An 18918-nucleotide genomic window follows, 5' to 3' on the forward strand; every position below is an offset into this window, starting at 1 on the left:
CTGCACGAGCGGGAGGAGGGATCGGATCAACCCACCCGGTTGGCGACCAGATCGTCGACCACCGCAGGGTCCGCCAGCGTCGAGGTGTCGCCGAGGCTGCTCACATCGCCCTCGGCGATCTTGCGCAGGATGCGGCGCATGATCTTGCCCGAGCGCGTCTTGGGCAGGCCGGGCGCGAACTGAAGCGCGTCCGGCGTCGCGATCGGGCCGATCTCGCCGCGCACCCAGTCGCGCAGTTCCTTGCGCAGCGCCTCGCTGGCTTCCTCGCCTGCGTTCAGGGTGACGTAGGCATAAATGCCCTGCCCCTTGATGTCGTGCGGCATGCCGACGACCGCTGCTTCGGCAACCTTGCCATGGAGCACCAGCGCGCTCTCGACCTCGGCGGTGCCCATGCGGTGGCCCGAGACATTGATCACATCGTCCACCCGGCCGGTGATCCAGTAATAGCCGTCGCCGTCACGGCGGCAGCCATCGCCGGTAAAGTACTTGCCGCGATAGGTGGTAAAATAGGTCTGGAAGAAGCGCTCGTGATCGCCCCAGACGGTGCGCATCTGCCCCGGCCAGCTCCGCGCGATGACGAGATTGCCTTCGGTCGCCCCTTCCAGCAGCGCGCCGTCGCCGTCGACCAGCTGCGGCTCGATCCCAAAGAAGGGCATCGAGGCCGAGCCGGGCTTGAGCGCGGTCGCGCCCGGCAGCGGGGTGATCATGTGCCCGCCCGTCTCGGTCTGCCACCAGGTGTCGACGATCGGGCAGCGGCCCTCGCCCACCACGTCATGATACCAGCGCCACGCCTCCGGATTGATCGGCTCACCGACCGACCCGAGCAGCTTGAGCGACGTGCGGCTGGTGGACGTGACGTAGCTGTCGCCCTCCTTCATCAGTGCGCGGAGCGCGGTGGGCGCGGTGTAGAGGATCTCGACCTGGTGCCGGTCGACCACCTGCCACATGCGGCCGGCATCGGGCCAGGTCGGCACGCCCTCGAACATCAGCGTGACGCCGCCATTGGCCAGCGGGCCATAGACGATATAGCTGTGCCCGGTGACCCAGCCGATATCGGCCGCGCACCAATAGACCTGGCCGGGACGGTAATCGAACACGACCTCGTGCGTATAGGCCGCCCAGAGCAGATAGCCGCCGCTCGAATGCAGCACGCCCTTGGGCTTGCCGGTCGATCCCGAGGTATAGAGGATGAACAGCGGATCCTCGGCGTCCATCGGCTCCGCCGGGCAGTCGGCGGATACCTTGGCGGCCGCCTCATGATACCAGAGATCGCGGCCGGGCTGCATCGCCACGTCGCCGCCGGTCGCCTGCACGACGATGACTTTCTCGAGCACCGGGGCATGGCGTTGCGCCGCGTCGACATTGGCCTTGAGCGGCACGCGCTTGCCGCCGCGCCGCCCTTCGTCGGCAGTGATGACGATGCGGCTGTCGCAATCGACGATGCGGCCGGCCAGCGCCTCCGGGGAAAAGCCGCCGAACACCACCGAATGCACCGCGCCGATCCGCGCGCAGGCGAGCAGCGCCACCGCCGCCTCGGGGATCATCGGCATGTAGACGGTGACGCGGTCGCCCTTCCGGACGCCTTCCGCCTTCAGCACATTGGCGAAGCGGCAGACCTGCTCGTGGAGCTCGCGGTAGCTGATCCGGCGCGCCTCCTCCTTGGGATCATCGGGCTCCCACAGGATGGCGGTCTGGTCGCCGCGCGTCGCAAGATGGCGATCGAGGCAGTTGGCGGCGACGTTGAGCTTGCCGTCGGCGAACCAGCGAATGCGGAAATCGGCTTCGTCGAAGGACCAGTCGCCCGCAGTCTGCGGCGGCACGATCCAGTCGAGACGCTGGGCCTGCTCCAGCCAGAACCCGTCGGGATCGGACAGTGACTGGGCATGGAGACGTTCATACGCTGCGGCGTCGACGCGGGCGCTCTTCGCCCAGCTTTCCGGCACCGGATACAGATCTTGGCTCATCATGACCCCTCCTGGTCGGCGGGCATCTAGGAGCGCAAGGGGTGGATAGGCAAGGCACCCATGGTTGCAACATCGTTACATTGTGCAAACAGAATTCAGTGGAACCGCCAAACCGTATCAGCCATATAAGACGCTATGGCACGACCTGCGATTGCTCTGTTGCTCTGTGCGGCACTGCCGCTTGCAGCCTGCTCCACCGGTTCCGCCCATCCGCAACAGGTCGCCGCCCCGATCGATCTGCCCGATCGCTTCTCGGTCAGCCCCGAGCAGCGGGCGCGCGAGGATCTGGTGCGTTGGTGGGATCGGTTCGACGATCCGATGCTCGGCCAGCTGATCGGCCAGGCGCAGACGGCCAATCTCGACATCGCCCAGGCGGTGATCCGGCTGCGTCAGGCGCGTGAGTCGCTGATCCAGTCGCGCTCGGCGTTGCTGCCGACGGTGAGCGGCTCCGCCGGCTATTCGCGCAACGAGCCGCTGCGCGGCGGCAGCGTCGCGACGCAGCTGCCCGACGGCACCATCGCCTCCTTCTCGCAGGGCGGTAGCAGCAACCTCTCGTTGGGCTTGGACGCGAGCTATCAGGTGGATCTGTTCGGCGAGGTGCGCAGCGGCGTCCGCAGCGCCCGGGCAAACGTCGAGGCGGCCGGGTTCAACCGTGCCGCGGTATTGCTCTCGGTCGAATCCGAAACCGCGCGCAACTATGTACAGGCGCGGCTTTCGCAGGCGCAGCTCGCCAATGCCCGCGAGAGCCTCGCCATCCAGGACGAAAATCTCAGCATCGCGCAGTGGCGGGTGCAGGCGGGCCTCGTCTCCTCGCTCGATGCCGAGCAGGCGCGTGCCCAGCGATCGCAGACCGCCGCGACCATTCCGCAGCTCGAAAGCAGCTATGCCGCCAACGTCGCCCGGCTCGGCGTGCTGACCGGCCAGACACCCGGTGCGCTGCGCGAGGCGATGGCTGCGCCCAAGCCGATTCCCCGCGGCCCCGCCAGCGTCGCCGCGGGCTTCCCCGCCGATGCCCTGCGCCAGCGGCCCGACGTGCGCGCGGCCCAGCGCAACCTGGCTTCCGCCACCGCGCAAATCGGCGTCTCGCGCGCCCAGCTCTACCCCAGCCTATCGCTCGGCGGCAGCATCAGCGCGGGCAGCGGCTCGGTGCGGTCGCTGCTCGACATCATCACCGGCCGCGCCTTTGCCAATGTCGCGCAGACGATCTTCGATGCCGGCCGGCTGCGCAGCCAGCTCCGCTCGGCCCGCGCCGGGGCGGACGGCGCCTTCTACAGCTACAAGGCCAGCGTGCTGCAGGCGATGGAGGAGATCGAGAATGCGATCGTCGCCCTCGAGGCCGCGCGCGAGCGCGAGGCGGCGTTCCGCACCGCGCTGGAGGCCGCGACCAACCAGGCGCTGCTCGCCCGCTTCCAGTATCGCTCGGGACTGACCGACTTCACCACGCTCAACCAGTCCGAAAGCGCGCTGCTTTCGGCCAAGAACGGCCTGTCGCAGGCCGAATTCGAACAGGCGACCGCGCTGATCCAGCTCTATGTCGCGCTCGGCGGCGGCTGGGAGGAAGCCGCGCCGATCCCGCCCCTCCCTTCAAGAACAGGCAGCGCCACCGATGGCCAGTGAACCGCAGGACCTCGACACCTTTCTGGGCACCAAGCGGCGCCCCTGGTGGCGGCGCAACCTGCGCTGGATCATCATCGCGCTGGTCGTGGTGGTGCTGGGGCTGCTCGTCTCGCGCTGCTTTGCGCCCAAGCCGCCGCCCAACTACATCACCGTGCCGGCCGAGAAGGGTGCCCTGTCGGTGACCGTGTCCGCCACCGGCCGGCTCGCGCCGATCCGCCAGGTGACGGTGGGCTCGGAAATCTCGGGCCTCGTCCTCAAGGTGCTCGTCGACGTCAACGACCGGGTGACCGAGGGCCAGCCGATCGCGATCATTGATCCCTCGCGGCTCGACGACACGATCACCCAGAGCCGCGCGACGCTTTCAGCCAACCAGGCGGCGGTGGCGCAGACCCAGGCGACGCTCGACGAAGCGACCGCGCAGCTCCGCCGCATGGAGGAGGTCAGCCGGCTGTCGGGCGGCAAGGTGCCCGCCAAGACCGAGCTCGACACCGCTCGCGCCGCCGTCGCCCGCGCCCGCGCCAATCTGCGTTCCGCCCAGGCCAACGTCGTCTCCGCGCAGGCGTCGCTGTCGTCGAATCAGACGCAGCGGTTCAAGTCGATCATCCGCTCGCCGGTGAACGGCGTGGTGCTCGCGCGGCAGGTCGATGCCGGCCAGACCGTCGCCGCGCAGTTCAGCACGCCGAACATGTTCGTGATCGCGCAGGACCTCACCCATATGAAGCTGGAAGTCGCGATCGACGAAGCCGATGTCGGCTCGGTCAAGGTCGGCCTGCCGGCAAGCTTCACCGTCGACGCCTTCCCCGGCCGAACCTTCCCGGCGCAGATCACCCGCGTCGACCTCGGCTCGAATCTCACCGCCTCCACCGCGACGACCAGCGCCACGACCAGCAGCACCACTACCGCCAATCAGGTCGTGTCCTATGCGGCGATCTTGTCGGTTGCCAATCCCGACCTGACGCTGCGCCCCGGCATGACCGTGACCGCGACGATCGGGGTTGAGAAGCTCGATAACGCGCTGCTCATCCCCAACGGCGCGCTGCGCTTCACCCCCGACCAGCCCGGCGCCAAAGCCGGGGGCGCAATCCAGTTCGGCCCGCGCCGCGAGGAGCAGCAAAAGGCGATCGGCCGCGGCAGCAAGCAGACCGTCTATATCGTCGGCAGCGACAGCAAGCCGCAAAAGGTGGAGGTCGTCACCGGCCCCAGCGACGGCAGCCGCACTGCGGTGACCAGCGCCCAGCTCAAGCCCGGCATGAAGGTGATCGTCGGTGTCCAAGCCAACGGCACCGCCAAGCCCGCCCAGGACGACCAGAACTGACATGGCCGAGCCGCTGATCCAGCTCCAGGGCATCACCAAGACGTTCGGCGACGGCCCGACCGCGTTCCAGGCGCTCAAGGGCGTCGATCTCGTGATCGAAGCCGGCGCGTTCCTGGCGGTGATGGGGGCATCAGGCTCGGGCAAATCGACGACGATGAACATCCTCGGCTGTCTCGATGTGCCGACCGGCGGCAGCTATCGGTTCCGGGGTGTCCATGTCGAGCAGCTCGACCGCGACCATCGCGCCTTTCTGCGCCGTCGCTATCTTGGCTTCGTCTTCCAGGGCTTCAACCTGCTCGCGCGCACCACCGCGCTGGAGAATGTCGAGCTGCCGCTGCTCTATCGCGGCGAGCATCGCAAGGCGCGGCGCGAGGCGGCGATGGCGGCGCTGGAGCAGGTCGGGCTCGATCGCTGGGCAGACCACACGCCCTCGGAGCTCTCCGGCGGCCAGCAGCAGCGCGTCGCCATCGCCCGCGCGATCGTGACGCAACCCGACGTGCTGCTCGCCGACGAACCGACCGGCAACCTCGACAGCGAGCGTTCGGTGGAGATCATGAAGCTGCTCCAGCGGCTCAACGTCGAGCTCGGCATCACCGTGCTGATGGTGACCCACGAGCCCGAGATGGCGAGCTTCGCGCGGACGATCGTGCACTTCAAGGACGGGCTGGTCGAGCGTACCGAAGTCCCCGCGGCCATGGGGGCCTGAGGCGATGCTGTTCACCACCCTCCTCCTCTCGCTGCGCGAAATCCGCCGCCACCTGCTGCGCTCTTTCCTGACGACGCTCGGCATCATCATCGGCGTGGCCGCGGTGATCACGATGGTGACGCTGGGCAACGGCGTTTCCGCCTCGGTGCAGGCTTCGATCAGCTCGCTCGGCAACAATACTTTGACGGTGTTCCCTAGCGGCGGCCGGCGCGGCGGTGGCAATGCGCCGCCCCAGTTCGAGAATGGCGACATCCAGGCGATCCGCCAGCAAGTGAGCGGCGTCAGCGCAGTCGCGCCGCAGGCCTCCGCCTCGGCGCTCGCCGTACGCAACGCGCAAAACTGGAACGCGTCCGTCACCGGCACCAGCAACGACTATTTCGCCGCGCAGAATTTGGAATTCGCGGCGGGCCGGCGCTTCACCGACGCCGAGCAGAGCGCGGGCAAGTCGGTCTGCGTGATCGGGGATACGATCCGCGCCAATCTGTTCGCCAACGACGATCCCGTCGGCGAACGTTTCCGGCTCGGCACGGTCAGCTGCGAAGTGGTGGGCGTGCTCAAGAAGCGCGACAATGCCGGGTTCACCGATCCCAATTCCACCGTGGTGCTGCCACTGAAGACGGTGCAGCGGCGCTTCGTCGGCAACCAGAATGTGCTCGCTATCCAGATCGCGGTGGCGCCGGGCTATGACACCGCAGGGGTGAAAAAGTCGATCGTCGGGCTGCTGCGCGAGCGCCGCCATCTCACTCCGGAGCAGCCGGACAATTTCGACATTTTCGACAGCGCCGAATTCGCCTCGACGGTGAGCAACCAGATGCAGCAGATGACGCTGTTCGTCGCCGCGATCGCCGCGGTAAGCCTGCTGGTCGGCGGCATCGGGATCATGAACATCATGCTGGTGTCGGTCACCGAGCGCACCCGCGAGATCGGCATCCGCCTCGCGATCGGCGCGCTGGGCAAGGAAGTGCTGCTGCAATTCCTGGTCGAGGCGGTGGCGCTGTCGTGCCTGGGCGGGCTGATCGGCGTCGGCCTCGCCTTCTTCGCCTCCTGGGGGCTGGCCAAGCTGGCCGACCTGCCCTTCACCTTCGACCTGTCGATCAACCTGATCAGCTTCGCGATCTCGGCGCTGATCGGCATCGTCTTCGGCTTCTTCCCGGCGCGGCGCGCCGCCGCGCTCAATCCGATCGACGCCTTGCGGCACGAATAGCCGCTGCAGCCTCGCGCCCGCGCAGGTCCTCCAGGTCCTCGCGGGTGTCGATGTCGACCAGTTCCTCGGGCCGGGTGATGACATGGTGGCCGCGCAGGATCAGGGTCCGCGCGCCTGCATCGCCTTCCAGGCTGCACAGCTCGGCAAAATGATCCTTGCCGATCAGCGCCGGGGGCATCGGCTGGACGCCGTCGCTGGAGGCGACCAACGTCGCGCCATTGTCCGACGCTTCGAACAGCCGGTAGCAATGCGCGACGGTGACGCGCGGCATGTCCGCCAGCGCGATCAGCACCGCCTCGGCGCCTGCCTCCTCCGCCGCCTGCACGCCGTAGCGCACCGAGCGCGCCTGGCCGAGCGAGGGATCAGGATTCTCCACCACCTGGAAGCCGCGCGCGGCGAAATCGAGCGTCGTGTCCGACACCACCGCAATCCGGGCGAGGAACGGGATGTTCTCCAGCGCGGTCACGACGTGGTAGGCGAGCGGGTGGCCGAGATATTCCTCGGTCAGCTTGTCGCCATCAGTGAACCGTTCGGACTTGCCGGCGGCGAGCAGGACGAGCGCGGTCTTTTCAGGAGTCAGCATGGAAGGTCTTCACCATGGCGGCGGCGATGGAAAGGGCGATCTCGGACGGACCGATCGCCCCGATCGAAAGCCCCGCCGGTCCTTCGATCCGCGCGCGATCCTGCGCTGAGACGCCCGCCGCGCCAAGTCGTTCCAGCCGCGCCGCATGACTGCGCCGGGAACCGAGTGCCGCGACATAGCCGCTGGGGTGCGCCAGCGCCGCGATCAGCGCGGCGTCGTCGATCTTGGGATCGTGGCTCAGCGTCACCACCGCGGTGGCGAGATCGGGCTTGAGCGCGGTCACCGCCTCGTCCGGCCAGCGATCGTCCAGCGCCACGCCGGGGAAGCGCTCCTCGGTCAGGAAGCGCCCGCGCGGATCGATCACCGTCGTCGCGATGCCCAGTTCGCGGGCGAGGCCGGCAAGCGCCTGCGCGATCTGCACCGCGCCGACGATCAGCAGCCGCCGCGGCGGATCATAGCGATTGACGAAGCCCTCCGCGCGAATCGCGCTCTGCCCGGTGGCGAGATCCGTTCCCACCTCCAGCGGGCGGCCCTCGGCACGGGCTTCACGAATGGCGTCGAACAGCTCGGGGGGAAAGCCGTTCGCCGCCACCGGCTGCACCAGCACCGCGATCTGCCCGCCGCAGGGCAGCCCGACTTCCCAGGCCGCCGCATCGGCGACGCCATAGTCCTTCACCGCCGCGGACGCGCCGGCGATCACCTCGGCGGCGGTCTGCAGGATGTCGGTTTCGACGCAGCCGCCCGACACCGAACCTTCGAACCGGCCATCCTCGTGCACCAGCAAATGGCTGCCGCGCGGACGCGGAGCCGAGCCCCAGGTGGTCACCACCGTCGCCAGCGCCATCTTCGCCCCGCGCCAGGCCTCGGCCGCTGCCAGCACGCTGTCGTTGTCCGCCACTTGTCGCGCTCCCGTCACATCCACTTTCTACCCGCCTAGCCGAAGGAGAGTTTCGTGACGAGACTGGTGTTACTGGCAATGGCGCTGCTGGCGCCGAGCGTCGCTTTCGGACAAGGTCACCCCATGCAGAAGCCCATGCCCCGCATCGTCGTGATCGCGCATCGTGGCGCGAGCGGCGAGCGACCCGAGCATACGCTGCTCTCCTACCAGCGCGCGATCGATCTCGGCGCAGATTTCATCGAGCCCGATCTCGTCCCGACCAAGGACGGCGAGCTGGTCGCGCGGCACGAGAACGCCATCACCGACACGACGGATGTCGCGGCGCATCCCGAGTTTGCGAACCGCAAAACCACCAAGACGATCGACGGTCACACGCTTACCGGCTGGTTCACCGAGGACTTTACGCTGGCGGAGCTCAAGACGCTGCGCGCCAAGGAGCGGCTGCCCAAGCTCCGTCCGGGCAACACCGCCTATGACGGCCAGGCGACGATCCCGACGCTCGACGAGATCATCGCGCTCGCCAAGAAGGAATCGGCGCGGCTGCACCGGGTGATCGGCATCTATCCCGAGACCAAGCACCCGACCTACTTCGCCTCGATCGGCCTGCCGCTGGAGGCGCGCCTGGTCGCCAAGCTCAAGGCTGCCGGCTGGGACCGCGCCGATGCGCCGGTGTTCATCCAGTCGTTCGAAGTGAACAACCTCAAGCAGCTCCACACCATGACCAAGGTGCCGCTGATCCAGTTGATGGCCGGCAGCGAAGGCCCGGCCGATCACGCTGTTGCCAGCTACCAGGACATGGCGACACCTGCGGGGCTGAAGGCCTTGGCTGCCTACGCCACCGGCATCGGTCCGGAGCTGACCCAGATCATCGCAACCGACGGCACGCCCTCCACGCTGGTCGCCGATGCCCATGCGGCGGGGCTGAAGCTCCACCCGTGGACCTTTCGCGCTGAGAATGTCTTCCTGATGCCCGCCTATCGTGACGGTGCCGATCCGGCGACGCATGGGCGGCTGGCCGAGGAGATGGCCGCGTTCCTGAAGGCGGGGATCGACGGTTTCTTCACCGATTTCCCTTCCATCGGCGTGGCGGCTCGGGATAGATTCCTGAAAACCAACGGCAAGTAAGGCTTACCCGTCATGCGCACCCTCCCCGTCCTGCTGATCCTGCCGCTGCTGACCGGGGGGTGCCTGGTGAAAACCGCCGCGAACGTCGTGACCCTACCGGTCCGCGCCGGCGGCCAGGCGGTCGACTGGGCGACCACCAGCCAGGATGAAGCCGATCGCAACTATGGCCGCAAGATGCGCGCCAAAGAGGAACGCGAAGGCCGTGAACAGCGCAAGCGCGACAAGGAATGCCGCAAGCACCCGGAGCGTTGCCAGAGCTACTCGCGCTGAGCGCGGGGGCTGGCGCCCGCTGGCACGGCTCAGCCCAGAAACGCCATCAGCGCCCGCTCGAACACTGCCGGCTGATCGAGCATGATAAAGTGGCCGCTATCCCCTACCCCGCGGATCGTCGCCCGCGGCGCGCCGGCATATTGCGCGCGGTAGAGGCCCAGTATCTTTTCCTCTCCCCCGCGAGCCTCGGTCCAGGGGACCAGCACGGTGATCGGCGCGGTGATCTTCGGCAATTCGGCTCGCAGGTCGGTGGTCAGGTCCTCATAGACCGCCTGTCCGCTCACCCGCATGTCCGCATGCGCTGACCAGTCGGCGACCTTTGCCTGCGAGGCGGGCTTCAATGCGTTCTGCCGCCCGATCGACTGGGCAAGCATGTCCGGAAAGGGCTTGCCGTAGAGCCCCGTCATCTGCGCGCGCATCATCTCGGCCGGCGCCTTGGCAGCGTCGGCGCTGGGCAGCCCGCCCCAGACCGCGCCGAGAAAGGGCAGTGCATCCACGATCAGCGCCTTCTGCACGTCCGCCGGATGCTCGCGCGCGAGTCGGAGCGCCAGCAACCCGCCCATCGAATGGCCAATTACCGGCACCGCGCCCAGCTTGCGGCTCTCGATCAGCGCGTGCAGATCCGCCACGATGCCGTCGAGGATGCCGGGCTGCAGGTTGCCGCGCGGATCGTCGCCGCCGAAGCCGTTGACCTGCACCAGATACACGCGATGGCTCTTGATCAACTCGGGCAGCACCCCGTCCCAGGTCGCGCGCGGGCTGGACAGGCCGGGGATCAGCACCACCGGGCTGCCGCGGCCGAGCATCTGCACCGAGATATGGTTCATCTGCACCAGCGTGTCGGCGGGCGTGGCGACCGCTGCCGGCGCTGCATGCGCATGCTGGAAGAAGCCGTTGGCCGCCAGCAGCGCGATCAGGATCGCGAACGAGGGAAGCCGGTTGTCCCGGCGGCGCAGGCAGCGAACGATGCGGTTCATTGGTTCGTCTCCTTGGCGGGGTTGAGGAAGATGTCCTCGATCGCGAGGCCGAACAGGTCGGCGATCTTGAAGGCGAGCGGCAGCGAGGGGTCGTAGCGCCCAGTCTCGATGGCGTTGACGCTCTGGCGCGAGACCTCGAGCCGTTCGGCCAGATCCTGCTGGCTCCAAGTCCGTTCGGCGCGGAGCACGCGGAGGCGGTTGTTCATGCGTCGGATACCACCCGGTCGCGCCAGGTCATCAGGCATTGGGCGGCGCTCCAGCTCGCACACCAGATCGGGAAGGCCCAGAACACATCGATGCGGCCGATCGCATGGTAGATCTGGAGGAAGCCGAGCACCGCGGACACCGCGAGCACCACGCCGATGCCGAACAGCATCGCGATGACGATCCGCTGGCGCAAATACTCGTCGGTCTCCTCGCGCACATAAAGACCGATCACGACGAGCATGGCGATGATCGCCAGCGCCGGCAGGATCGAGAGCGCGACCAACGCAGCGCCGGTCGGCTGAAGCCAAGCGACCGAAAGGCTCGTCGTCATGACCGCCGCGACATAGCCGATCATCGTCGGAACGAAGCGCTTGAGGTAGCGACGCGCGGCGGGGGTCTTCAGCTGCATGGCAAGCTCCTGTCCGATGACAAGCAAGCTTTACGTCAACCACACTTTACATGTCAAGCGTGGTTGACATGCCCGAATTCCTCCCCGGCACGGGGAGGAATTTAACCGCGCAACCGCGCCACCATGTCCTCGGCCAGCTGGCTGAGCGTGTCGTCGCGCGCGCCCATCACCACGATGCGGTCGCCGGGCCGCGCCTGCGCGACCAGATGCGCCGCCGCCGCCTCGCGGCCGGGGATGTGCAGCGCCTGCGCGCCGATCGCCGCAACGTCGGTGACGATATCGGCGCTGGTCACCTCACGCGCCACGGTGCCGCCCTGATAGACCGGGTCCGGCAGCACCAGCAGGTCGTCCCGCCCCAGCTTGGTCGCGAACATCGCGACCAGCTCGCGCCGCATCACCTTGAGCGGGCCATAGCCGTGCGGCTGGAACAGCAGCAGCAATCGTCCGGGAAATTCGTGCAACGTGTCGAGCGTCGCGGCGATCTTGTCCGGGTTGTGCCCGAAATCGTCGATCACCGACACGCCGCCGGCCTCGCCGACCAGCTCGAAGCGCCGCCGCAGCCCGGTAAAGCCCTCCACTGCCGCGCACGCATCCGCCAGCGGCACCCCCGCCGCCGTCGCCGCGCCGATCGCCGCCAGCGCATTGGCGACATTGTGCCGCCCCGGCACCTGCAGCCGCACGCGCCGCACGGTCTCGCCCATCACCAGATCGAACGAGACTGCGAACGCCTCCGGCGCCAGGTTGCGCGCCATCAGATCCGCGTCGCCTTCCACCGCAAAGGTCAGCGTCCGCGCGCGATCGAGCCCCACCGCCAGCGCCGCGCTCTCGGCATCGCCGACATTGACCACCGTCGTCGCCGCCTTGCCCGCGAAGGCGCCGAACAGCAGCCGCAGTTCCTCCAGCGACTTGTGGTCGAGGCTGACATTGTTGAGCACCGCGATCCGCGGCCAGTAATTGGCAATCGAGCCGTCGCTCTCGTCCACCTCGCTGACGAACGCGTCCCCCGCCCCGACCAAGGCACTCGCGAACGGCGCGTCGGGCCCTGCGAAATTCTTCATCACCGCGCCGTTCATCACCGTCGGATCGCGCCCGCAGGCGTGGAGGATCCAGCCGATCATCCCCGTCACGGTCGACTTGCCGCTGGTCCCCGCCACGCCGATCGGCAGCGGCGAGGCGTTGAACAGGCTCGCCAGCAGCTCGGCCCGCGACATGCGCGCGCAACCCAGCTCCGCCGCGCGGACCATGTCCGGCACGGTCGGCTCGATCGCGGCGGAGGCGACCACCACCTGTTCGGCCGACTGCACGCCGCTGCCGTCCTGCGGGAACAGCCCGACGCCGCGCGAACGCAGCCAGTCGAACTTGGCCGCCAGCCGCCCGCCATCGAGGCTGCGGTCCGAACCCGAGACCCGGGCGCCCCGGCCGGCGAGGATCATCGCCAGCGGCATCATCCCCGAACCGCCGATCCCTACGAAGAAGGTTGCTTTGCCATGCTGCATGGGCACGCTATCGGCGAAGCGAGGAGACCATACAAGCATATGCGGATCGGAGTCGTCGCGCCGGCGCGGCCAGTCACCCGGGAATCGTCTGCCCGCATGGCGGCGTTCATGGCGCTCACCTACCCGGAGCATGAGGTGGTGTTCCACCCGCAATGCTATCTCTCGGCAGGCCATTTCGCCGGCACCGACGCCGAGCGCGCGGCGGCGTTCCTCGAAGTCGCCAACGATCCGACGATCGACGCCATATGGTTCGCGCGCGGCGGCTATGGATCGAACCGCATCCTCGACGCGGTGATGCCGCATCTCGGCGACGCCGCGCGGCGTAAGACGTACATGGGCTTCTCCGACATGGGCTTCTTGCTCGGCGCGCTCTACGCCCGCGGCATCGGCCATCCGGTCCATGCCTCGATGGCGAGCAGCATCGGCAAGAACGACGCTGGCGTCGATACCGGCTGGGCGCTCGGCTGGCTGATCGAGCGCGACCGCCGCGGGCTGGATCCCGCCTTGGCCGACGGCCGCCCCGCCGCCGCCTTCAACCTCGCGATCCTCACCGCGCTGATCGGCAGCAAGTACCTGCCCGATCTCACCGACCATGTGCTGATGATCGAGGAAGTGGACGAGCCGCTCTACCGGATCGACCGGATGCTGTTCAACATGGCGCATGCCGAGCAATTGAAGGGCATCGCGGGCATTCGCCTCGGCGCGGTGACCGCGATCGCCGAGAACGACCCGCCCTTCGGCGAGACGGTGGACGAGATGATCGTCCGCTGGTGCAAGGAGATGGGTGTCTCCTATCTCGGCCGCTGCGCGATCGGGCACATCTCGACCAACCATGTCGTGCCGTTCGGCGTCGCATGAGCCCCGATCCGCACGCCCTGCGCGCACGCCACGGCGCGGTGTCGCTGCTCGCCCACCCCTCGCCGATCGAGCGGCTGGAACGGCTGGAGGCGGCGCTCGGCACCGGGGTGCGGGTCTATGTGAAGCGCGACGATGTGGCGGGCATCGGCGGCGGCGGCAACAAGCTGCGCAAGCTCGAATTTCTGCTCGGCGACGCGATCGCGCAAGGGTGCGACACCTTCGTCACCACCGGCGGGCTGCAATCCAATCATGCCCGGCTGAGCGCGGCGGCGGCGGCACGGATGGGCCTCGCCTGCGAGCTGGTGCTGGCCGATGTCGTGCCGCGCCACGACGCCGACTATCGTGGCAACGGCAACCTGCTGCTCGACGCGATCTTCGGCGCGACCGTCCACCGCGCGCCCGGCGACACCGACCCGCTCGCCTTCGCCCATGCCCGCGCCGAGGCGCTGCGGGCGGAGGGGCGGAAGGCCTATGTGGTCGGCGCGGGCGGATCCTCGCGGGTCGGCGCGCTCGGCTATGTCGCCTGCGCCTGGGAGATCCTGGGCCAAGAGGCGGCGCTGGGCGAGCGCTTCGCCCGCATCGTCGTCCCCAACGGCAGCGCCGGCACCCATGCGGGCCTCGCCGCCGGCATGGCGGCAGCGGGTGCAGAGGTGGCGCGCGTCCAATCCTACGCCGTCCTCGCCACCCCCGAGCGCGCCCATGCCGAGACGCTGGCACTTGCCCAGGCGACGCTCGCCGCCAACGCCCTGCCGGGCAGCGTGACGGCGGCGGAGGTCGCGATCGACGGCAGCCAGCTGGGCGACGGCTATGGCATCCCCACGGCTGCGATGCGCGAAGCGGTGGAACTGCTCGCCCGCACCGAGGGCCTGCTGCTCGACCCCGTCTATAGCGGCAAGGCGTTCGCCGGGTTGCTCGCGGCGATCCGCGGCGGCGCATTCCGGGCGGGTGATACGGTGCTGTACGTCATGACCGGCGGCGTGCCGGGACTGTTTGCATATCGCGAGGTGTTTGGCGCGTTGACCACGGCGGAGACCTGACGCCACCGCACGAAAGGATTCGCACGCATGGCCGACGAGCGAGCATTCAAGGCAGAACAGCGCGGCGTCGCGATTGGCATGGCCAGCGCATTGCTCCTGACGATCGTCGTTCTGGGACTGGTGGCGTTCGCCACGCACGGCCGCAGCGTGTCGCCGTTTCCACAGCGCTTCCAAGATGCCCTGCGCCTCGACCTGCTCGTCATCCTGTGGGTCGCTGCGGGCATCGCCAATGTCGCCAGACTGCGCTTCTTCTCCGAACAGGATATTGCGGGTAGCGGCGGCCAACAGGCCTCCGAGCGGGTCCGGATCGCCAACGCCATTCTGGAGAACAGTTTCGAACAGGCCGTGCTGGCGATCGTTACCCACCTGATCGTCGCAGCCACCTTTGCAGGATCAACGCCGCTGGTCGCTGCGCTGGCCTGCCTGTTCGCCATCGGACGGCTGTTGTTTTGGACAGGCTATAAACGCGGAGCCAGCGGGCGCGCCTTCGGCTTTGCGCTTACCTTCTATCCCAGCGTGGTTGCGCTGCTCGCGTGTGCGCTTGCCGCGCTGGTCGAACTGTTGAGGTAGCGCAAGCGACTCAGCGAGCGCTCGCCTTGCTGCCCTTACGCCGCAGCATCGAAGCAAGCATCAGGCCCGCGCCGATCTGCAACACGCCATATGCGCGACGGCGACCCGGATGCCCGGCAAAGGGCCGCACCAAGCCATCGACCGCGGCGACGTCCGATCGCCAGAGCTCGACATGCCGGGTCGGCTGGACCACGCCCAGCAGGCCATCCCCGATCATGAACACCGCGGCCATTTCCGCGGAACGCCTGAGGCCAAGCTGCAGTCCGGTCTGTTCGCGCATGATCATCCTCCGCTCGAACCGTCAACGCATGGGCGTCCAACTCGGTCCGAAGCCTGGCGGCTACCCCTCCAGCACCCGCCCCACCCGCACCAGCGCGCCATCGGGATCCGACACCGCGAACTCGTACGTCCCCCAAGGCATCGCATGCGGCGTGCCCGGCTGGATGATCGCCTCGCGCACCCGCTCCGCCACCGCGTCGACATCCTCGACATAGAGGTACAGCCCGAAGGGATTGTCCGGCGCCTGGGGCACGTTCGCCTCCTGCCGCAGGTGCAGGTGCCAGCCGCGGCCGTCTGCGAGGATGCGGTAGTGGCCGTAGTCGCCGGTCACCTCCAACCCCAGGCGGCGGTAGAACTCGGTGCTCGCGTCGAGGTCGCGGCAGGGCAGGATGGCGACGATGTGGTGGCTGGCGTCCATTGCCGCAGGCTATGCCTGCGAGACCTCCCGCACGACCCCGAAATCCGCCGCCCCTGCCCTTTCGCCAAAGCCTTGCCTATATCGCACCCGCGCGGGCATAAGCCGCGCTCCATTCCACACCCATGAAAGGGGTTCTTCCCGTGTCCGAGATGTTCCGCATTACGCTGCCCGACGGTTCCGTCCGCGAGGTAGCCCCGGGGACTACCCCGGCGGACATCGCCGCGGCGATCGGCCCCGGCCTCGCCAAGGCGGCGCTCGCCGCGCGCGTCGATGGCGAGCTGCGCGACATCGGCCGTCCGTTCGAGGGCGACGCGCAGCTCGCGCTCGTCACCGCCAAGGACGAGGCCGACGCGCTCGAACTCGCGCGCCACGATTATGCGCATATCCTGGCGGAAGCCGTGCAGCACCTCTTCCCGGGCACGCAGATCACCTTCGGCCCGTCGACCGACGACGGCTTCTACTACGACTTCGCCCCCAAGGACCGCCCCTTCACCGAGGAGGACCTGCCGGCGATCGAGGAGGAGATGCGCCGCATCATCGCCCGGGACGAGCCGCTGATCCGCGAAGTCTGGTCGCGCGCCGACCTGATCGCACGCTGGACGGCACAGGGCGAGACCTTCAAGGCCGAATGGGCCAAGGAACTGCCCGAGGGCGAGGAACTGACCGTCTACCGCGCCGGCAAGGGCGAGGACGCCTGGCTCGACATGTGCCGCGGCCCGCACCTCGCCTCCACCGGCAAGGTAGCGGCGGATGCGTTCAAGCTGACCCGCGTGTCGGGCGCCTATTGGCGCGGCGACCAGAAGAACGCGATGCTCAGCCGAATCTACGGCACTGGCTGGCTTAACAAGAAGCAGCTCCAGGAGCATCTGACGCGCCTGGAGGAAGCCGCCAAGCGCGACCACCGCAAGCTCGGCGCGGAGATGGACCTGTTCCACCTCCAGCAGGAGGCGCATGGCTCGGTGTTCTGGCACCCCAACGGCTATGTCATCTACCGCGTGCTCGAGGACTATATGCGCCGCGCGGTCAACGGTGCGGGCAGCAAGGAAGTGAAGACCCCGCAGGTGATGGACGCGCGCCAGTGGGAGCAGTCCGGCCACTGGGGCAAGTATCGCCAGAACATGTTCGTCATCCCAGACGAGACCCCGAACATCGAGGACGAGGGTCCGATGGTGTCGGACGACGTCCAGTGGATGGCGCTCAAGCCGATGAACTGCCCGGCGCACGTGCTGATCTTCAAGCAGGGCATCAAGTCGTATCGCGACCTGCCGATGCGGCTGGTCGAGAATGGCTGCTGCCACCGCAACGAGCCGCACGGCGCGCTGCACGGGCTGATGCGCGTCCGCCAGTTCACCCAGGACGACGGCCACATCTTCTGCCGCGAGGACCAGATCGTCGACGAGGTGAAGGCGTTCTGCGCGCTTGCCGACCGCGTCTACAAGCATTTCGGCTTCACCTATGCGATCAAGCTCGCGCTGCGCCCCGAGAAGCGCTTCGGCACCGACGAGATGTGGGACCAGGCCGAGAACGAGCTGCGCGACGCGGTGGTCGCCGCCGGCCTCGCCACGCCCGAATATGGCTGGGAAGAGCTGCCCGGCGAAGGCGCCTTCTATGCGCCCAAGCTGGAATGGCACCTCACCGACGCGATCGGCCGCACCTGGCAGGTCGGCACCATCCAGTCGGACCGGGTGCTGCCCGAGCGGCTCGATGCGTCGTACGTCGGCGAGGATGGCGAGCGCCACCGGCCGGTGATGCTCCACCGGGCGATCTTCGGCTCGTACGAGCGGTTCATCGGCATTCTGATCGAGCATTTCGCCGGCAAGCTGCCGACCTGGCTCGCGCCGGTACAGGCGGTGGTCGCGACCATCGTGTCCGACGCGGACGACTATGCCCGTGAAGTGGTGGCGAAGCTTCAGGCGGCGGGCATCCGCGTCGAGAGCGACCTGCGCAACGAGAAGATCAACTACAAGGTGCGCGAGCACTCGCTCGCCAAGGTGCCCAACCTGCTGGTCGTCGGCAAGCGCGAGGCGGAGGAGAGCACCGTGGCGCTCCGCGTGCTCGGCAGCCAGGGCCAGACCATGCTGACGCTGGATGAGGCGATCGAACGGCTGAAGGCCGAGGCGCTGGCGCCGGATTTGGCGATGGCCCAGTAAGAGGCCGTGGGCGGCGCGCTTAGGTGCCGCCCACCCGCTTTCAGAAGCGGTACTTTAGCCCGAACTGCAGGATCGGGTAGACCTGATAGTCGTTCGCCGAATCCTGCAGCTTCTGGCGCTGCTTGGCGAGTTCGTTGCGGTAGGTGGCACCCGCCACCGTCGGGTCGGTCGCCAGCGTGCCGCTGGAGGTGAAGTCGCGGATTCGCACGGCGCCCTGGAAGAGCGCACCAGCCTCCACCGTGAAGGCCAGGCCCTTGCGCAGCTTGCCGCCATAGCCGAGCGTCAACTGGGGGGCGAATTCGCGAAGGTCGGCGCGGCCGGTGATGGTGCCGATCTGCTCCGGCGTGAACACCAGGCTGCCGATCCGGGTCGGGCCGTTCGGCACCGCGCGGACGCGGCCGTCGGTGCCGTTGTAGCGCGCACCGCCGGAGACGCGGAAGCCGCCGCCGAGCGGATAGACGTCGATGATCACGCCCGCCGACGACAACTTGGCATGCCCGTCATAGTCGATTCCGCCCGAGCTGAAGCTGTGATCCACGCCCAGGAATCCGCCATTGGCCCGCACGCCGACATGCTGGTTGAAGCGATACCCTATCTCGGGCCCCACCCCCAGCGAACCGGCGGTCACGCCCACGCTGGCCTTGCCCTGCTGGGTATCCGGATCGCTCTGCGCCAGCGCCGGCGCGGCCAAGGTCAGGGCGGCAACACCGGCCGCCAAACGAAAGAGTCGCTGCATCTTATTCCCCGCACCGCCGGCACCCGGAAATGTCCGCCGGCATCGGAAGCATTATAGACGCAGAATCATATAGATGGCGGCCTCTGACGGGTTTCCCCA

General features: G+C 68.1%; 20 protein-coding genes. 10 read left to right on the forward strand and 10 right to left on the reverse strand.

From position 1 onward, the window contains the following. Nucleotides 1–26: 26 nt before the first annotated feature. Entirely contained in the window at nucleotides 27–1964 is a 1938-nt protein-coding gene (gene acs, locus RT655_RS08310) for an acetate--CoA ligase (protein WP_313536047.1), read from the reverse strand. A 135-nt stretch (nucleotides 1965–2099) separates the two neighbouring features. Here acs and RT655_RS08315 point away from each other — a divergent pair, with 135 nt between their 5' ends. From RT655_RS08315 to RT655_RS08330, 4 genes are read left to right on the forward strand one after another with little or no spacing between them, the layout of a single operon-like run. Then, nucleotides 2100–3581, forward strand: a complete 1482-nt coding sequence (locus RT655_RS08315; protein ID WP_313536048.1) for an efflux transporter outer membrane subunit — start codon at nucleotides 2100–2102, stop codon at nucleotides 3579–3581. After that, on the forward strand, nucleotides 3571–4896 hold the full coding sequence (locus RT655_RS08320; protein ID WP_313536049.1) for an efflux RND transporter periplasmic adaptor subunit: 1326 nt from the start codon (nucleotides 3571–3573) through the stop codon (nucleotides 4894–4896). Before RT655_RS08315 ends, RT655_RS08320 begins: the two co-directional genes overlap by 11 nt. Before the next feature lies 1 nt (nucleotide 4897). Beyond that, nucleotides 4898–5602 (forward strand): ABC transporter ATP-binding protein, encoded by a 705-nt coding sequence (locus RT655_RS08325; RefSeq protein ID WP_313536051.1) that lies wholly within the window; start codon nucleotides 4898–4900, stop codon nucleotides 5600–5602. A 4-nt stretch (nucleotides 5603–5606) separates the two neighbouring features. Beyond that, on the forward strand, nucleotides 5607–6806 hold the full coding sequence (locus RT655_RS08330; RefSeq protein WP_313536052.1) for an ABC transporter permease: 1200 nt from the start codon (nucleotides 5607–5609) through the stop codon (nucleotides 6804–6806). Here the strand turns inward: RT655_RS08330 and RT655_RS08335 are convergent. Continuing rightward, nucleotides 6775–7389: a nucleotidyltransferase family protein gene (locus RT655_RS08335; RefSeq protein ID WP_313536053.1), complete on the reverse strand. Its 615-nt coding sequence runs from the start codon at nucleotides 7387–7389 to the stop codon at nucleotides 6775–6777. The two genes, RT655_RS08330 and RT655_RS08335, sit on opposite strands and share 32 nt — an antisense overlap. Further along, a complete protein-coding gene (locus tag RT655_RS08340) occupies nucleotides 7376–8287 on the reverse strand; it encodes an XdhC family protein (RefSeq protein WP_313536054.1) in 912 nt (303 codons plus the stop codon). Before RT655_RS08340 ends, RT655_RS08335 begins: the two co-directional genes overlap by 14 nt. A gap of 78 nt (nucleotides 8288–8365) precedes the next feature. Between RT655_RS08340 and RT655_RS08345 the strand changes: the two genes are divergently transcribed. Beyond that, nucleotides 8366–9412, forward strand: coding sequence for a glycerophosphodiester phosphodiesterase (locus RT655_RS08345; protein ID WP_409530265.1), 1047 nt, complete (start codon nucleotides 8366–8368; stop codon nucleotides 9410–9412). A gap of 12 nt (nucleotides 9413–9424) precedes the next feature. Further along, on the forward strand, nucleotides 9425–9682 hold the full coding sequence (locus RT655_RS08350) for a hypothetical protein (protein WP_313536055.1): 258 nt from the start codon (nucleotides 9425–9427) through the stop codon (nucleotides 9680–9682). Nucleotides 9683–9711: 29 nt separating this feature from the next. Here RT655_RS08350 and RT655_RS08355 read toward each other — a convergent pair whose 3' ends face one another. From RT655_RS08355 to murC, 4 genes are all read right to left on the reverse strand, one after another. Next, nucleotides 9712–10659 carry an alpha/beta hydrolase gene (locus RT655_RS08355; protein WP_313536056.1) on the reverse strand — a complete coding sequence of 316 codons (948 nt, stop codon included), beginning with the start codon at nucleotides 10657–10659 and terminating at the stop codon, nucleotides 9712–9714. Continuing rightward, nucleotides 10656–10865, reverse strand: coding sequence for a helix-turn-helix transcriptional regulator (locus RT655_RS08360; protein ID WP_313536057.1), 210 nt, complete (start codon nucleotides 10863–10865; stop codon nucleotides 10656–10658). The genes RT655_RS08355 and RT655_RS08360 overlap by 4 nt, the downstream gene beginning before the upstream one ends. Continuing rightward, the gene (locus RT655_RS08365; RefSeq protein ID WP_313536058.1) at nucleotides 10862–11275 is read right to left on the reverse strand and encodes a hypothetical protein; all 414 of its coding nucleotides are present in this window, start codon (nucleotides 11273–11275) and stop codon (nucleotides 10862–10864) included. Before RT655_RS08365 ends, RT655_RS08360 begins: the two co-directional genes overlap by 4 nt. Before the next feature lie 101 nt (nucleotides 11276–11376). Further along, nucleotides 11377–12771 carry a glutamate ligase domain-containing protein gene (gene murC, locus RT655_RS08370; RefSeq protein WP_313536059.1) on the reverse strand — a complete coding sequence of 465 codons (1395 nt, stop codon included), beginning with the start codon at nucleotides 12769–12771 and terminating at the stop codon, nucleotides 11377–11379. 39 nt (nucleotides 12772–12810) lie between these two features. Between murC and RT655_RS08375 the strand changes: the two genes are divergently transcribed. From RT655_RS08375 to RT655_RS08385, 3 genes are read left to right on the forward strand one after another with little or no spacing between them, the layout of a single operon-like run. Beyond that, nucleotides 12811–13629: an LD-carboxypeptidase gene (locus RT655_RS08375; protein ID WP_313536060.1), complete on the forward strand. Its 819-nt coding sequence runs from the start codon at nucleotides 12811–12813 to the stop codon at nucleotides 13627–13629. Then, the gene (locus tag RT655_RS08380) at nucleotides 13626–14666 is read left to right on the forward strand and encodes a D-cysteine desulfhydrase family protein (protein ID WP_313536061.1); all 1041 of its coding nucleotides are present in this window, start codon (nucleotides 13626–13628) and stop codon (nucleotides 14664–14666) included. The genes RT655_RS08375 and RT655_RS08380 overlap by 4 nt, the downstream gene beginning before the upstream one ends. 27 nt (nucleotides 14667–14693) lie before the next feature. Continuing rightward, nucleotides 14694–15236: an MAPEG family protein gene (locus RT655_RS08385; RefSeq protein WP_313536062.1), complete on the forward strand. Its 543-nt coding sequence runs from the start codon at nucleotides 14694–14696 to the stop codon at nucleotides 15234–15236. 10 nt (nucleotides 15237–15246) lie between these two features. Here RT655_RS08385 and RT655_RS08390 read toward each other — a convergent pair whose 3' ends face one another. Together RT655_RS08390 and RT655_RS08395 are read right to left on the reverse strand one after the other, a co-directional pair. Next, nucleotides 15247–15516: a hypothetical protein gene (locus RT655_RS08390; protein ID WP_313536063.1), complete on the reverse strand. Its 270-nt coding sequence runs from the start codon at nucleotides 15514–15516 to the stop codon at nucleotides 15247–15249. Nucleotides 15517–15576: 60 nt separating this feature from the next. Next, on the reverse strand, nucleotides 15577–15933 hold the full coding sequence (locus RT655_RS08395; protein ID WP_313536064.1) for a VOC family protein: 357 nt from the start codon (nucleotides 15931–15933) through the stop codon (nucleotides 15577–15579). Between the two features lie 149 nt (nucleotides 15934–16082). Between RT655_RS08395 and thrS the strand changes: the two genes are divergently transcribed. Continuing rightward, the gene (gene thrS, locus RT655_RS08400) at nucleotides 16083–18083 is read left to right on the forward strand and encodes a threonine--tRNA ligase (RefSeq protein WP_313536935.1); all 2001 of its coding nucleotides are present in this window, start codon (nucleotides 16083–16085) and stop codon (nucleotides 18081–18083) included. 40 nt (nucleotides 18084–18123) lie between these two features. Here thrS and RT655_RS08405 read toward each other — a convergent pair whose 3' ends face one another. Further along, nucleotides 18124–18819, reverse strand: a complete 696-nt coding sequence (locus RT655_RS08405) for a hypothetical protein (RefSeq protein WP_313536065.1) — start codon at nucleotides 18817–18819, stop codon at nucleotides 18124–18126. Nucleotides 18820–18918: the final 99 nt, after the last annotated feature.

The organism is Sphingomonas sp. (assembly GCF_032114135.1).
Classification (GTDB): domain Bacteria; phylum Pseudomonadota; class Alphaproteobacteria; order Sphingomonadales; family Sphingomonadaceae; genus Sphingomonas.

Bases quoted from the DNA above. Each gene is read 5' to 3' on its own strand.
- RT655_RS08350 (WP_313536055.1), top strand. From the start codon at position 9,425: ATGCGCACCCTCCCCGTCCTGCTGATCCTGCCGCTGCTGACCGGGGGG.
- RT655_RS08365 (WP_313536058.1), bottom strand. From the start codon at position 11,275: ATGCAGCTGAAGACCCCCGCCGCGCGTCGCTACCTCAAGCGCTTCGTT.
- thrS (WP_313536935.1), top strand. From the start codon at position 16,083: ATGTTCCGCATTACGCTGCCCGACGGTTCCGTCCGCGAGGTAGCCCCG.
- RT655_RS08385 (WP_313536062.1), top strand. From the start codon at position 14,694: ATGGCCGACGAGCGAGCATTCAAGGCAGAACAGCGCGGCGTCGCGATT.
- RT655_RS08380 (WP_313536061.1), top strand. From the start codon at position 13,626: ATGAGCCCCGATCCGCACGCCCTGCGCGCACGCCACGGCGCGGTGTCG.
- RT655_RS08355 (WP_313536056.1), bottom strand. From the start codon at position 10,659: ATGAACCGCATCGTTCGCTGCCTGCGCCGCCGGGACAACCGGCTTCCC.
- RT655_RS08395 (WP_313536064.1), bottom strand. From the start codon at position 15,933: ATGGACGCCAGCCACCACATCGTCGCCATCCTGCCCTGCCGCGACCTC.
- RT655_RS08325 (WP_313536051.1), top strand. From the start codon at position 4,898: ATGGCCGAGCCGCTGATCCAGCTCCAGGGCATCACCAAGACGTTCGGC.
- RT655_RS08315 (WP_313536048.1), top strand. From the start codon at position 2,100: ATGGCACGACCTGCGATTGCTCTGTTGCTCTGTGCGGCACTGCCGCTT.
- murC (WP_313536059.1), bottom strand. From the start codon at position 12,771: ATGCAGCATGGCAAAGCAACCTTCTTCGTAGGGATCGGCGGTTCGGGG.
- RT655_RS08360 (WP_313536057.1), bottom strand. From the start codon at position 10,865: ATGAACAACCGCCTCCGCGTGCTCCGCGCCGAACGGACTTGGAGCCAG.
- RT655_RS08320 (WP_313536049.1), top strand. From the start codon at position 3,571: ATGGCCAGTGAACCGCAGGACCTCGACACCTTTCTGGGCACCAAGCGG.
- RT655_RS08405 (WP_313536065.1), bottom strand. From the start codon at position 18,819: ATGCAGCGACTCTTTCGTTTGGCGGCCGGTGTTGCCGCCCTGACCTTG.
- RT655_RS08345 (WP_409530265.1), top strand. From the start codon at position 8,366: ATGGCGCTGCTGGCGCCGAGCGTCGCTTTCGGACAAGGTCACCCCATG.
- RT655_RS08335 (WP_313536053.1), bottom strand. From the start codon at position 7,389: ATGCTGACTCCTGAAAAGACCGCGCTCGTCCTGCTCGCCGCCGGCAAG.
- RT655_RS08375 (WP_313536060.1), top strand. From the start codon at position 12,811: ATGCGGATCGGAGTCGTCGCGCCGGCGCGGCCAGTCACCCGGGAATCG.
- acs (WP_313536047.1), bottom strand. From the start codon at position 1,964: ATGAGCCAAGATCTGTATCCGGTGCCGGAAAGCTGGGCGAAGAGCGCC.
- RT655_RS08330 (WP_313536052.1), top strand. From the start codon at position 5,607: ATGCTGTTCACCACCCTCCTCCTCTCGCTGCGCGAAATCCGCCGCCAC.
- RT655_RS08390 (WP_313536063.1), bottom strand. From the start codon at position 15,516: ATGCGCGAACAGACCGGACTGCAGCTTGGCCTCAGGCGTTCCGCGGAA.